We start from the raw sequence: 12470 nt of genomic DNA on the forward strand, positions 1-12470 counted from the left end.
GGAACGTGGCGAAGATTTCGCGCGGTGGTTGACCGGTTTACCTCATGCCGCCCCTGGCAATGCAATCCCTTGTCATAGTTGTAGATCAATTATTCAAAGGCGCCATCATGATTCGGCTTTTTTGCGGGCAATTGGCCATAACGAAAAATCGAGGACGAAAAAAAGCCCGCCGAAGCGGGCTTTCCATATCACGCATGCAATCAGTCGTCGCGACCCATCAGGCCGAACAGCTGCAACAGGCTGACGAACAGGTTGTAGATCGATACATACAGGCTGATGGTCGCCATGATGTAGTTGCGCTCGCCGCCGTGGATGATGGCGCTGGTCTGATACAGGATGCAGACCGACGAGAACAGCACGAAGCCGGCGCTGATTGCCAGTTGCAGGCCGCTGATCTGGAAGAAGAAGCTGGCAACTACCGCACCGAGCAACACGAAGAAGCCTGCGGTGATGAAACCGCTCAGGAAGCTCATGTCCTTGCGGGAGATCAGCACGTAGGCCGACAGACCACCGAACACCAGCGCGGTCATGGCGAATGCCGAGCTGACCACTTCGGCGCCACCCTGCATTCCCAGGTAACGGTTGAGGATCGGGCCGAGCAGAAAGCCCATGAAGCCGGTCAGGGCGAAGGCCGAAACCAGGCCCCAGGCCGAATCGCGGAGCTTGTTGGTGAGGAAGAAAAGGCCGTAGAAACCGATCAGCACCACGAAGATGTTCGGGTAGCCGACGCGCATCTGTTGTGCAACGAAGGCCATCACACCGCTGAAAGCGAGCGTGAGTGCCAGCAGGCCATAAGTGTTGCGCAGGACGCGGCTAACCTCTAGCTGCTCAGCCTGCACGCTGTTGTTCACTGCGTAATCCTGTTCGCGCATGGCGACACTCCTCCGGTTTTGAAACATTCAGTGGCAAGGATGATAACAGACGCTCTGTAACAAGCTACGTAGAGAGTTTGACAGTGTGTTTCATTCGGGTATTATGGCGCCCGCAACGCAATACGGAGGTGTGGCCGAGTGGTTTAAGGCAACGGTCTTGAAAACCGTCGACTGTAACAGGTCCATGAGTTCGAATCCCATCGCCTCCGCCATCTTTATACGACAAAGCCCTGATTAATCAGGGCTTTGTCGTTTCTTGGGTTCGCAGTTTCTGTTGGGCCATCTCCAGGTCGTTTCCGCATCTTTCAGTTATGTTCGCAACCCCACCCCTGCGATATCACTTTCCCGGCCAAACCAAATAGCTCGACCAAAATTTGAAGAATGAGCCACCTTGGGGCGTTCAAGCCAAAAGCATGAACTGGATTGCAAATGCCGGGATCGAGGCGGTGTCGAACTGCACTGCACGAACGGCTTTCTCTTGACCCCGTTCATCTGCGCCCATGCCAATCGTCGTGACAACAAATATGGTGGTTCACTGCAAAACCGCCTACGCTTGTTGAATGATCCCCATACCCTTGTTTAGATAATGGACCGGACTGGAGCGATCTGATTTCCTTCGACCGTCCGCTCATCGCCAAGTCCGGACCTGCCCACGCGTATCGCCAACAACTGGCCTCTCAAGTCGGTCGACCCGACCAGCATATACGGCGCAACGAGAAGGCTACACGCACTACCCCACCTGTCGCTCCCAAGCGGCCGATGCCGCAGCACCTCTGGAAATGGGGGCGCTGTTCACGTTCTCCCATTGAGGAAGATGAGTATGTATCGGCCGAGCACGATTCCTTATCAGCAGCATAGAGGGTTCAGCCGAACCTTCACTCCGGGCCATTTGAGCTTGGGATTGTTCTTTCCTTTGGAGGCCTTCGATGGGGACACTCCGAGCATGCTCAACCAGGTCGCATTGGCCAAACGAGCAGAGGCGCTGGGCTTCTGCGCGCTCTGGTTTCGCGACGTGCCCCTTCGGGACCCTGGTTTCGGCGATGTCGGCCAAGTCTTCGACCCCTGGGTTTACCTGGGCTATATGGCCGCTCATACGTCGGAGATAGCGCTTGGCACCGCATCCATTGCCATCCCTTTACATCATCCTCTGCACACGGCCAAGGCGTCAGCCAGCGTCGATCAGTTGAGCACCGGTCGCTTGATCCTGGGGGTAGCTTCCGGCGATCGCCCGGTGGAGTTTTCAGCTTTTGGCGTCGATCCCGAAAGGCGCGCAGAAATCTTTCGAGAGCACTACGAGGTGATTCGCCAAGCCCACAGCACCAGCTTTGAACCCATCCGCTGGAGCGGTGGCGAGATGCGGGGCGCAGACCTCATTCCGAAACCCACCACCCAAGTCATTCCAATGCTCGTGACCGGCAATAGCCGCCAGTCACTGGATTGGATCGCGCGCGAAAGTACCGGATGGATCAACTATCCACGCATACCGAACATGCAGCGACTGATCGTGGAAGATTGGCGGCTGGAGGTCATGAAGCAATGTGGTCCCGTCTATAAGCCCTTCACTCAGTCGCTTTACATCGACCTCGATGAGACCCCGTCCACGCAGCCCTCTCGCATTCATTTGGGGTTCAGACTTGGACGCGACCATCTCCGGTATTTGCTGGAGTCGCTTGAGGAAATCGGAGTGGACCACGTTATCCTGAATCTCAAATATGGAAAGCGCCCTGCTGAGGAAGTCATTGAGGAACTGGGTACTCACATCGTTCCGCAATTCGGAGTACAGCCGCGTCCCGAAGCGAATTGATACGCCGGCCGCTTCCACGCTAGGCCAAGGTGGTGCGGTTCAACAGGTTGAATGATCAGGCCGATACCTGCTCAAGGAATATCAGTTGCAATGGCTCTTCCAGCAGGTCATCTGCCGTGGCGGCAAATCGCTGAAAGTAAGGCATCGAAAAATGCGCATCCAGCGCCGCCTGATCCCTGAAAGCCTCGCGCATGTAAAACGTTCCCTGCTCGTCACGCAGCTTGAACAACACATAATCGATATTTCCCGGCTCTGCGCGGGTCGGCTCGACCAGCGCCAGCAGTTCTTGTTTCAATGCCAACTCTTTGCCTGCCTTGGCCTTGAGCACGGCAATAGATACCAACACGTTACTGGACGTATTCATCGTCAACTCTCCAACATTAAACTTGGCTAATGATGCCGCAGGCGGTACAGCGGGCCCCGCAACCGCGCTCACCTGAAGAGCGAAATCAGAACCCCTCGAGAACGATCTTGCCCCGGGCTTTGCCGCTCTCGACCAGTGCATGGGCACGACGCATGTTTGCCGCATTGATCGCACCGAAGTGCTCCCCCACGGTGGTTTGCAGAACACCTTGGTCAATCAGAGCGCTGACCCGATCGAGCAGATGATGCTGGTTGATCATGTCCGGGGTTTCGTACAGCGAGCGGGTGAACATCAGTTCCCAATGCAACGACAGCGACTTGCGCTTGAGCGGCATCACATCGAGGCTTTCGGGATCGTCAATCACACCCAGACGCCCCTGCGGCTTGAGCACGTCGATCAGTTGTGCAAAGTGCTGTTCGGTGTGGGTCAGGCTGGCGACATAATCGATCTCCGGCACGCCGAGCGCTTGCAACTGTGCGAGCAGTGGCTGGCTGTGATCGATCACGTGATGTGCTCCCAACTGCCGCACCCAATCAGCGGTTTGCTGCCGTGAGGCGGTACCGATGACGGTAAGGCGGGTCAACTGTCGGGCCAGTTGCACCAGCATCGAACCAACGCCGCCAGCCGCTCCAGTGATCAACAGGTACTTGCCCTCCCCCGCTCCTTCGACGACACCGAGCCGGTCGAACAACAATTCCCAGGCAGTGATCGAGGTCAACGGCAACGCTGCCGCATCGGCAGGACTCAGTGAACGAGGCTTGTGCCCGACGATACGCTCATCGACCAAATGGAATTCGCTGTAGCTGCCGGTGCGGGCAATCGAGCCGGCATAGAACACTTCATCGCCCGGCTGAAACAGCGTCACTTCAGAGCCGACCTCCCGGACAATGCCTGCGGCATCCCAACCGAGGATTTTCGGTTCTTTAGTGAAAGTACCGGCACGCACTTTGGTATCGACCGGATTCACTGATACCGCGCGAACTTCAACCAATAGATCCCGTGGGCCAGCTGTGGGCTCCGGGAGGCTGATGTCAATCAATGCTTGTGGATTGTCGATGGGCAAGGCGTGTTGGGTAAAGGTGATGGCTTTCATGGAAACTCGCTGTCTGAAGGAATGATGCGCTCACTTGCAGCCATCTTCGACTTCCCATGTACAAAGAAAAACAAGCAGAATGCGCCAACACTTTCACTGCAGGAGTGAAAATGATCCGCATCGATGATCTTGGTTTATTCCTCCGCAGCGCCGCGCTGGGCAGTTTCACTGCAGCGGCGCTGGAGGCTGATCTACTGCCTGGTCAGGTCGCCGCCGCAATCAAACGTCTGGAGCGCGAGCTGGACGTGCGCCTGTTCGCCCGCACCACTCGCAGCCTGCGATTGACTGCCGAGGGCGAGCAGTATCTGCCCACCGCTCACTCAGTGCTTGAGACCCTGAAGCAAGGCAAGGAAAGCCTGCGTGGTGAGAACGCCACGTTGCGGGGCGTACTGCAAGTGACAGCGCCGTCCGATCTGGGGCGCAATATACTGCTACCGTGGTTGACGCTGTTCCGCCGTCAGCATCCAGAATTGACGTTGCGTTTTTTCCTGTCGGACCAGATGGCCAATCTGTTTCGCGACCCGGTGGACGTGGCGATTCGATACGGCCCGAATGAAGACGCCAACTACGTGGCACTGCCGCTTGCACCGTGGAACCATCGGGTGCTGGTTGCCTCGCCGGAGTATGTGCAACGCTGTGGTTCTCCCCAAACGCCAGCTGACTTGAGCAAGCATTCCTGCCTGCTCTATCTGCAAAATGGCCGGGTCTACGACAAGTGGAACCTGGGCGGGCAAACCGTGCAGGTTTCAGGTCCATTGTTCAGCGATGACGCCGATGTCGTAAGACGCTGGTCGTTGGAGGGTGAAGGTATCGCCTACAAATCCTGGCTGGATGTCAGTGCAGATATCGCCGCAGGGCGACTGCTTGTGCTGTTGCCAGATCATCCTGGAGAAGTTTCACCGTTAAGCCTGGTGTGCCCACATCGCAAGCAGATCAGCCCTGCGGTTTCTCAGCTTTATACATGGTTGAGTGGTCAGTTTGCGGCTCTGGAGCGCAATGACTGCGATTGATGTCCGCTAAGCATCCCGCGCTTCATGGCTCGGCGGATCAATGTGTTCAATATTCCCCAGTACCAACGCTCGTCCGGCAAACAGGCCGCCCGAGGTTTCCAAGGCAAAACGTTCAGCATCGCGTTTGCGCACTTCGTCGATTACCGCGTCGGCTTCATGCTCAGACGCCCCCAGAGTCAGCACGGCCTGACGGCCGAGCAGCAGAGCGGCCTCAAAGGTTTCCCGCACGATGTAGTCGGCGTCGTGTTTGACCAATTCCAGCGCGTGTTCGCGGTCAAAAGCGCGCACCACCAATTTCACCTGCGGGCAGTAGCGCCGCGTACTTTCGACAATGCGTGTCGCGGCTTTTTTATCATCCACACAAATAATGATGGCGCGGGCGTGATGGGCGCCAGCAGCATCCAATATCTCATGGCGGGCGCCATCGCCATAATAGACCTTGAAACCATAGGGTGACACGGCGCGGATGACCTCGGGATTTATATCGATGATAGAAATTTTCGCTCCCTGAGCGAGCGGCGCCTGGCAGGCAATCTGCCCGACACGGCCAAAACCGATGATCAGTACATTGCATTTCAGATTCTGTGCGGCTTCCACACCGTCCATGGAAACGGTCCGCGCGCGAGCAAACCGTTTGTACAGCAATAAAGTCACCGGCGTAATGACCATGGAGAGCACCACAATAGCCGTCATATTGGCGTTGACTTCAGGACTGATGGCCCTGAGTTTGAGCGCTTCGGCAAACAGCACAAAAGCAAATTCGCCACCCTGCGCCATAAGCAAGGCGCGATCCAGTGCGTCGTCATGAGCGCTTTTCGCGAGGCGCGCGACCCCATAAATACACAGCGCCTTGACCAGCATCAGTGCCAGTACACCGGAGATGATGAGCTTCCAGGCCTCGGCCACCAATTGCAGATCCAACGACATGCCGACTCCGAGGAAAAACAGCCCCAGTAGCAGGCCGCGAAACGGCTCAATGTCGGCCTCTAACTGGTGGCGGAAGGTGGATTCGGACAGCAGCACACCAGCCGCGAAAGCACCCATCGCCATTGAAAGGCCGCCGAGCTCCATCAGCAACGCTGCGCCCAACACAACCAGCAACGCAGCGGCAGTCATTACCTCACGCGCTTTGACTTGGGCCAATACCCGAAACAGGGGATTGAGCAGCCACAATCCGATGGCCACCAATGCGCCCAGGGACAGTGCTGCGATACCTATGCGTTGCCAAAGGGGAGACGTGGGTCCATTCGCCAACTCAGTGGGCGCCAGAAATGCCACCACCGCCAGCAAAGGGGCTATCAACAGGTCCTCAAACAGCAAAATGGACACGACGTACTGCCCTCTCGGCTCGGTTATGTCGCCGCGTTCCGAGAGAACTTGCATAACCAGGGCCGTGGAGGTGAGTACAAAACCCGCTGCGCAGACAAATGACACCTGCCAAGGGAATCCAAAAGCCATGCCGACAAAAGTGAGCAGACAAGCACAAACCACCACCTGCAGGCTGCCCAGCCCAAAGATCTGCCTGCGCAGATCCCACAGGTGCGAGGGCTTCATCTCCAGTCCAATCACAAAAAGAAACATGACCACACCCAACTCGGCCACATCGAGGATGGTATGAGGGTCATTGAACAGTTGCAGACCGAAGGGGCCAATGATCAGGCCAGCCGCCAGGTAACCGACCACTGAGCCGAGCCCGATGCGTTTGAACAGCGGCACTACCAGCACGGCTGCGGCAAGCAAAATGACGACACCCACTAATTGTCCTGCATTGCCTTCAACGGCCATAGCATTGACCCTCATCCCACATCAGGACCGGTAATGCTTCCACGGCCAGGCGTGTTGAGCAGAGCTTTCAAGCTGAGCGCTCAGGCCCGCAAATTCTTCAGGACCAAGCACAGTATCTGGAGCGTTCACCAAGAAAGCTCCAGGGTAGGAATGCCATCTGAAGTGTAGTGCAGGACACCGGCATCGTTTGAAGGGGGCACAAAAAAATCAGTAGCGTTTCCCCCTCCTTACCGTAAAGGGCTGACGAACAATCCTTTCATTTAACTGATCGCGTAGGCCTGGCCTTGAATTTTGGACAACGAACTTTGGCCACGACACCCACCTTAAATACAAGTGGTTTATGGATCACTCTGCAAGCCATCTGATACGGTTTGTTTTCTATCACCTGAGCCTTTTTCGTCAACCAACACGCTGTAAAGTGCAAGCCGATATTCTTTAAAACAACAATAAAGTAGCCAACTAGCGCTGGCGTTTGGGCACACTGACGCACTCAAAAATTTAGAACACTCCAGGATCAACAATAGAATCCTGCTTATCCGAAATAACTGCAAAAAAATAACGACTCACTTGACGTGGAGATAGTGCCGTGCAAAGGCTTGGCTTGAGTTTCCTGATGACTGGCGTTTTTGGGCAACTATCAGTACTACTATTGACCTACACGTCCATAGGACCGTCCTGTCAAAATAACGTCGAAAATTCATACATCCAGAAAAAAGTGACAACGCTCGAACAACTGCTCGATGACACCGTTAATAAAATTTCGGCTGAACTCAGTACAAAACATTCCGACGGGCTCGCGCACCTTGCCAAAAACGAATCCCGCATATCCGGCTCGACGGAGGCTGACGCCGTACAGTTTTTGCTCGAAAAACCCGACGAAACAGCAGTGCTTACACTGCCTTCATTGCCCACACAGGCAAACAAATGGACATCTATTCTAAGCGGTCTGCTTGCTTGCGCCGGCCTGCTCTTGGCACTCTTCGCTCGCAAAAAAACCATTGCTGCGCAATGGCACGTCTTTCGCACCGTGCCAGGCTCGATAATCACGCTGGAACGCCCGTGTTTGACGTGCAGCGGTTTCATTTCACACGCTGCAAAACCTGCTTCAGCCACGCCTTCATCCGGCCTATGGGTGATCGAAGTTGCGTTGAACACACCAAGCCGTCATCGCGCCACAAAAGCCATTAAGCAGTTGGAGTTGCCGGTAGCGCGTAAAGAAAACAACTTTGTCGTCATCGGACCGTATAAACAAAAGCAGGACGCGGCTCGAGTCGTGAAAGAGCTGAATGAAAGTCATGGCATTCGGGGATGGTTGATGGCAGGAAATTGACATAGTCCGATTGAACGCCGGGCTGGCCTCGAACAACCTACTACTTATTGCACGCCGCAAGAGAGCATTCATGATCACAAAAGAACTTAGAGCCGAACTCGCCCTGAAGAAATTCCTGGACGCAAACTTACGGATCCAACTTGAACTTCGCGAGCTAAACTACAGCCTCGCTGAGAACTGCGGGCTCTCGCCAGAAGAGTATCGCCTTCAATTTCTGCAAGAAGCATTTGAAGCAGAGGCGGATGCTCACGACTGTGATTACTGGGACTTCATCCTGCAGTGGGTAGCCGAAAATAAGGAGGAACTTGAGTTAATGCGCGAAGAACGCATGAAAGAGGTTTATGACTTTCTGGGAAATTAATAAATCCTACACATTTCACAGCCTATAAAACCGCAGCTTAAAATGAAAGACTCACTTCATCGGCGGGAATATGCCCAATACCCCCGCCCTCCTCTCGTTCAAACCGTCGCATAACAATCCACGACACGCCGATATTGGCTGGGGGAAGCTCCGATATGCTGACGGAAAAACCGTGTGAAATGACCTTGCTCGGAGAACCCGAGTTTCTCCGACAACAGGCCCAACGTTCCACTGCGCTCACGCTCAAGCCAGGCAAAAGCCCGGCGCATGCGCGCGTCGTTAAGCAGCAGGGTCGGCGTCATGCCGGTATCTTTTTTGAACAGCGCAAAGAAGTGCGCCCGCGATAGACCACAAGCCCGCGCGGCGTTGTCGATCGGGTTCGGATCATCGAGGTGCTCAAGCAACCAGGCGGTGCCGCGGCGCACGCGCGCATCCCGGAACTCACCTGAGTTGGGCGCCCCCAGTAGCGACAAATGCCGCCAGCTGGAAAAGTCCTCGATCAGTTCGATCAGGAAGTCGAACAGCATGAACTCCAAGCGCTCTTTCGGCACGATCCCACAACCATGCGCTTCGGCGACCAGGATATCGGCCAGGGTGCGATTTCGACTCGACAACTCGATGCACGACTGGGCAAAAAAGTCCGGCCGACCGCTGAGCGCCAGCGACTGCTGGGCAGTGGCCAGCCAGGCGGGCTCGATGTAGAGCGCCAGGATGACGGTGGCACCGGCACCGGGCTGCGGATCATAGAAGTGCGGTTCCCAGGCGTTGACCAGCACCGCCGTGCGATCACTGAGCGGAACCCGCCGACCGTTAACGTTGAAGTAAGTGTCCTCGCCGGACACTTTGACCAGCACATGGCATTCGGAATGGGTATGGGTGACCAGCGAATGATCCATATTCAGCAAGGCGACCCGGCCAAACCTGCCGTGGAAAACCCGTTGGGCAATCGACATCAGATTCCTCCGCTCGCTTGAAGCGATATCGTTATCGGCCTCAATGCATATCATCGGGGCGCCTATCTATTTCTCAAGCCCGGCGATCGCTCTATGGTTCAGCAACACTTGGCAGGCCACTATCGCGCGCGAATGTCCGAGCGTCTACCTCGACTTTCGCAGCCCCCACGTTCGTCGGAGAAACCGCCTTACAAGGCATGGCGTTCTTTGCCGTGATAAACACGCAGGATGTCGGCCACCACCGCCAGAGCGATTTCCGCCGGGGCTTTGCTGCCCAGATCAAGGCCGATGGGCATGTGTAAACGGGCGATCTGTTCATCCGTCAGACCACCGATGCGCTTGAGCCGTTCGGCGCGCTTGGCCGAGGTTGCCTGAGACCCCATGGCGCCGATGTAGAATGCCGGGGTGTGCACCGCTTCCATCAGCGCCAGATCATCGATTCGCGGATCGTGAGTCAGCGCCACCACCGCGGTAGCCGCGTGGCAGCCTCCGGCGGCAATGAACATCGAAGGCAGCACACGTTGCATCTCCACGCCTTCGAGATTTACATGCAGCATCTCTTCCCGGGGGTCGCAAGCAATGACTTCGCAGCCGATAGCGCGGGCGAAACTGGCGCAGACTTCAGCGACCGGCGAAAGCCCCGCCAGAATCAGTCGTAACGCCGGACCAACGCTGATGCGCACCTTTTCGTCGACGACTTGCACACGCTCGCTGCCGTGTCCGGTGTCCGGGTCTAGGCGCAAGACACCGCTGCTCAGCTCGACATGCCGCAGCAGACGGCGCTGGCCGAGTAACGCCGCTTGCAGACTCTCCAGGTGCATGAGCCATTCGTGACTGGCAGCGCGGTGCTCGACCAGCACGATCAGCACGCCACCACAGGGCAATCGCAGACGGTGGCGTTGCTCGACGCTGTCGCCATAACTGACGATCTGCGCCGGCTCGCGTAACTCACCCCGTGCCAGACTTTCGAGAAACTCCTCTTCGACGCAGCCACCCGACAGGGAGCCGACGTGTTCGCCCGAGCCATTGGTCACCAGCATCGCACCCGGCGCGCGCGGCGCCGAGCCATAAGTGGAGAGCACCGTGCATAGCCACTGCTCCTGCCCGGCGCGAGCCCATTGCAGTGCCTGGTCGATCACCTGAACATCGAGATGGCGCATGTTTTCTATACCTCAAGCAAAGCGTGGTAAAGCCGCTGCTGGTGATCCAGGGTCGCGAAGACCACTACGCCACGCCCGAGCAACTGGTGGTCATCCAGCGACAGGTGCCTGGGCCGTGCAGCTATGTGTTGCTGGATAACTGCCGCACTTTCCCCAGACCGAAGCAACCGAACGGACCTTGCAGCTGATCTGCGAACTCCTGGAGCGCCTCCCCGCCCTTTTTATTTGAAGTTTCCTTGGGTTTCCGCAATCACCACGCTGCCGATCAGATAGATAACCGACAGACCGGCGGCGAAAATCGCCAGTACCACGGGGATCTGCGCCGGGCTGCTGCTGACCAGGGACACAAACGTCGGCATGGTTCCGCCGAGGGCGAAACCGATGTTCCAAGACAACCCAGTGCCGCTGGCGCGCAACTCGGTGGCAAAGCGTTCGTTGAGGAAGATCAGGATCGGCGCGATGATCGCCCCGCCCATAAAGGCAATGCCCACGCAATACAGCGCAGTGCGGGTCAGCGAACCCGCCTCGGCGACACCAAGGAACATCATCGGCAGGCTCACCAGGTTGATCACACCCAGCAGCATGAAGGTCTTCTTGCGACCGATCAGGTCACTCAGGTAACCGAAGGCCAGTGCGCCGACAATCGTCGCTACCGACCCGTACATGAGCATCTGCGAAGTCTGGGTATGAGGAACTTTGGCGACCACGTTGAGCAATGTCGGCAGATAACCGCAGGCCAGGTAATACGTGGCTCCGCCGCCGAACGTAATCAGCAGATTGACCAGCATATCGCTGCGGTACTCGCGACCAAACAGACGCTTGAGTGGCGACACGACCACTATTGCCGGCCCCTTGGTCTTGCGGGCTTGTTGCAGTTGCTGCCACACCGGGGTTTCTTCCAGGTAACGGAACATCACCAGGCCAAAAACCGTGCTGAGCAGGCCGCAGAAGAACATGAAGCGCCAGCCCCAGACGTCAAATTCATCCCCCGGGAATATCTCCGACAACACCAGATAAGTGAATGACGCCAACAGCGCGCCCATGCCGGCACCGGCGCCACCGATCAACCCGGACATCAAACCGCGATAGCGCGGCGAGATGGATTCGGTGCCGATGGTGTGAGTGGAGGCGACGATGCCGCCAACGAAAACGCCCTGAATCACCCGCAAAACTAAAAACAGTATCGGCGCCATTATCCCGACCTGGTGAATGGTCGGTAACACGCCAAACAGTGCCGTGGAAATACCGACGCCGACCATCGACACCATCAACGCACGCTTGCGCCCGTGTTTGTCGGCATACGCACCGAAGATCGCCGAGCCCAGGGGACGCACCAGCAAGGCCACGGCGAACGAGGCATATACCGCGGCCAACGACAATGTCGGGGTGTCCGAGGGGAAGAACAGGCGGCCGATGATCGGCGCCACGTAGAGCAGAATGAACAGGTCGAACAAATCCAGCGCCCAGCCGAATGTCGAGGCAAATGCCGCGAGCAAAGCCTTGCCCGGTGGAATCTGCGGTGTATCGATAGCGGCGTCGGTGGGTGATGCAGTTATTGTTGTTGTCGTAGTCATGGTTGCCTCACACAAACGGTGAATCGAAACGTTCTGCATCCCGGTGCGCGGGTTGCGGGTAATCAGCAGGTCAGCGGTGTTACCTTGATGTGCCCTTTTAGTTGCATTGAAGGGGCGGCAGGCCCCGCTCCGTAAGGTGTACGCCGTTACCAACATACCCCCGG

Annotated in this window: 12 protein-coding genes, 1 tRNA gene and 1 pseudogene; 7 read left to right on the forward strand and 7 right to left on the reverse strand. The window is 56.7% G+C overall.

Annotated elements, in window-relative coordinates:
* Positions 1–200: 200 nt before the first annotated feature.
* Positions 201–872 (reverse strand): Bax inhibitor-1/YccA family protein, encoded by a 672-nt coding sequence (locus tag HQ912_RS15795; protein ID WP_039588756.1) that lies wholly within the window; start codon positions 870–872, stop codon positions 201–203.
* 124 nt (positions 873–996) lie between these two features.
* Here HQ912_RS15795 and HQ912_RS15800 point away from each other — a divergent pair.
* The 3 genes from HQ912_RS15800 (at position 997) to HQ912_RS15810 (ending at position 2676) form a co-directional block, all read left to right on the forward strand.
* A tRNA-Ser gene (locus HQ912_RS15800) sits at positions 997–1084 on the forward strand.
* 266 nt (positions 1085–1350) lie between these two features.
* Positions 1351–1455: a hypothetical protein gene (locus tag HQ912_RS27835; protein ID WP_260990092.1), complete on the forward strand. Its 105-nt coding sequence runs from the start codon at positions 1351–1353 to the stop codon at positions 1453–1455.
* Positions 1456–1692: 237 nt separating this feature from the next.
* Positions 1693–2676 carry an LLM class oxidoreductase gene (locus HQ912_RS15810; RefSeq protein ID WP_173407007.1) on the forward strand — a complete coding sequence of 328 codons (984 nt, stop codon included), beginning with the start codon at positions 1693–1695 and terminating at the stop codon, positions 2674–2676.
* Between the two features lie 55 nt (positions 2677–2731).
* Here the strand turns inward: HQ912_RS15810 and HQ912_RS15815 are convergent, their stop codons facing one another.
* Positions 2732–3040: a putative quinol monooxygenase gene (locus HQ912_RS15815; RefSeq protein ID WP_076385024.1), complete on the reverse strand. Its 309-nt coding sequence runs from the start codon at positions 3038–3040 to the stop codon at positions 2732–2734.
* A gap of 85 nt (positions 3041–3125) precedes the next feature.
* Positions 3126–4133 (reverse strand): zinc-binding alcohol dehydrogenase family protein, encoded by a 1008-nt coding sequence (locus tag HQ912_RS15820; RefSeq protein WP_076385026.1) that lies wholly within the window; start codon positions 4131–4133, stop codon positions 3126–3128.
* Positions 4134–4243: 110 nt separating this feature from the next.
* On the opposite strand from HQ912_RS15820, the gene HQ912_RS15825 reads away from it, so the two are divergent.
* The gene (locus HQ912_RS15825) at positions 4244–5143 is read left to right on the forward strand and encodes a LysR family transcriptional regulator (protein ID WP_173407008.1); all 900 of its coding nucleotides are present in this window, start codon (positions 4244–4246) and stop codon (positions 5141–5143) included.
* 6 nt (positions 5144–5149) lie between these two features.
* Here HQ912_RS15825 and HQ912_RS15830 read toward each other — a convergent pair whose 3' ends face one another.
* Positions 5150–6928 (reverse strand): monovalent cation:proton antiporter-2 (CPA2) family protein, encoded by a 1779-nt coding sequence (locus HQ912_RS15830; RefSeq protein ID WP_083714434.1) that lies wholly within the window; start codon positions 6926–6928, stop codon positions 5150–5152.
* A 613-nt stretch (positions 6929–7541) separates the two neighbouring features.
* On the opposite strand from HQ912_RS15830, the gene HQ912_RS15835 reads away from it, so the two are divergent.
* Both HQ912_RS15835 and HQ912_RS15840 read left to right on the forward strand, forming a co-directional pair.
* Positions 7542–8258: an SPOR domain-containing protein gene (locus HQ912_RS15835; RefSeq protein ID WP_231990585.1), complete on the forward strand. Its 717-nt coding sequence runs from the start codon at positions 7542–7544 to the stop codon at positions 8256–8258.
* A 70-nt stretch (positions 8259–8328) separates the two neighbouring features.
* Positions 8329–8619, forward strand: coding sequence for a DUF6388 family protein (locus tag HQ912_RS15840; protein WP_076385030.1), 291 nt, complete (start codon positions 8329–8331; stop codon positions 8617–8619).
* Positions 8620–8717: 98 nt separating this feature from the next.
* Here HQ912_RS15840 and HQ912_RS15845 read toward each other — a convergent pair whose 3' ends face one another.
* Together HQ912_RS15845 and HQ912_RS15850 are read right to left on the reverse strand one after the other, a co-directional pair.
* A complete protein-coding gene (locus tag HQ912_RS15845) occupies positions 8718–9572 on the reverse strand; it encodes a helix-turn-helix transcriptional regulator (protein WP_076385032.1) in 855 nt (284 codons plus the stop codon).
* Positions 9573–9760: 188 nt separating this feature from the next.
* Positions 9761–10732 carry an XdhC family protein gene (locus tag HQ912_RS15850; protein ID WP_173407009.1) on the reverse strand — a complete coding sequence of 324 codons (972 nt, stop codon included), beginning with the start codon at positions 10730–10732 and terminating at the stop codon, positions 9761–9763.
* Between the two features lie 23 nt (positions 10733–10755).
* Between HQ912_RS15850 and HQ912_RS15855 the strand changes: the two are divergent.
* Positions 10756–10961, forward strand: a pseudogene (locus HQ912_RS15855) (alpha/beta fold hydrolase); the annotation flags it as partial.
* Here HQ912_RS15855 and HQ912_RS15860 read toward each other — a convergent pair.
* Positions 10954–12306, reverse strand: coding sequence for an MFS transporter (locus HQ912_RS15860; RefSeq protein ID WP_173407010.1), 1353 nt, complete (start codon positions 12304–12306; stop codon positions 10954–10956). The pseudogene HQ912_RS15855 and the gene HQ912_RS15860 sit on opposite strands and share 8 nt — an antisense overlap.
* Positions 12307–12470 lie beyond the last annotated feature (164 nt).

The sequence above is a fragment of the Pseudomonas sp. MPDS genome (assembly GCF_013283895.1).
Classification (GTDB): domain Bacteria; phylum Pseudomonadota; class Gammaproteobacteria; order Pseudomonadales; family Pseudomonadaceae; genus Aquipseudomonas; species Aquipseudomonas rhizophila.

Excerpts from the sequence above, each read along its gene's own strand:
- HQ912_RS15860 (WP_173407010.1), bottom strand. The coding sequence starts at position 12,306 with ATGACTACGACAACAACAATAACTGCATCACCCACCGACGCCGCTATC.
- HQ912_RS15815 (WP_076385024.1), bottom strand. The coding sequence starts at position 3,040 with ATGAATACGTCCAGTAACGTGTTGGTATCTATTGCCGTGCTCAAGGCC.
- HQ912_RS15820 (WP_076385026.1), bottom strand. The coding sequence starts at position 4,133 with ATGAAAGCCATCACCTTTACCCAACACGCCTTGCCCATCGACAATCCA.
- HQ912_RS15825 (WP_173407008.1), top strand. The coding sequence starts at position 4,244 with ATGATCCGCATCGATGATCTTGGTTTATTCCTCCGCAGCGCCGCGCTG.
- HQ912_RS15795 (WP_039588756.1), bottom strand. The coding sequence starts at position 872 with ATGCGCGAACAGGATTACGCAGTGAACAACAGCGTGCAGGCTGAGCAG.
- HQ912_RS15840 (WP_076385030.1), top strand. The coding sequence starts at position 8,329 with ATGATCACAAAAGAACTTAGAGCCGAACTCGCCCTGAAGAAATTCCTG.
- HQ912_RS15850 (WP_173407009.1), bottom strand. The coding sequence starts at position 10,732 with ATGCGCCATCTCGATGTTCAGGTGATCGACCAGGCACTGCAATGGGCT.
- HQ912_RS15810 (WP_173407007.1), top strand. The coding sequence starts at position 1,693 with ATGTATCGGCCGAGCACGATTCCTTATCAGCAGCATAGAGGGTTCAGC.
- HQ912_RS15830 (WP_083714434.1), bottom strand. The coding sequence starts at position 6,928 with ATGGCCGTTGAAGGCAATGCAGGACAATTAGTGGGTGTCGTCATTTTG.
- HQ912_RS15835 (WP_231990585.1), top strand. The coding sequence starts at position 7,542 with ATGACTGGCGTTTTTGGGCAACTATCAGTACTACTATTGACCTACACG.
- HQ912_RS15845 (WP_076385032.1), bottom strand. The coding sequence starts at position 9,572 with ATGTCGATTGCCCAACGGGTTTTCCACGGCAGGTTTGGCCGGGTCGCC.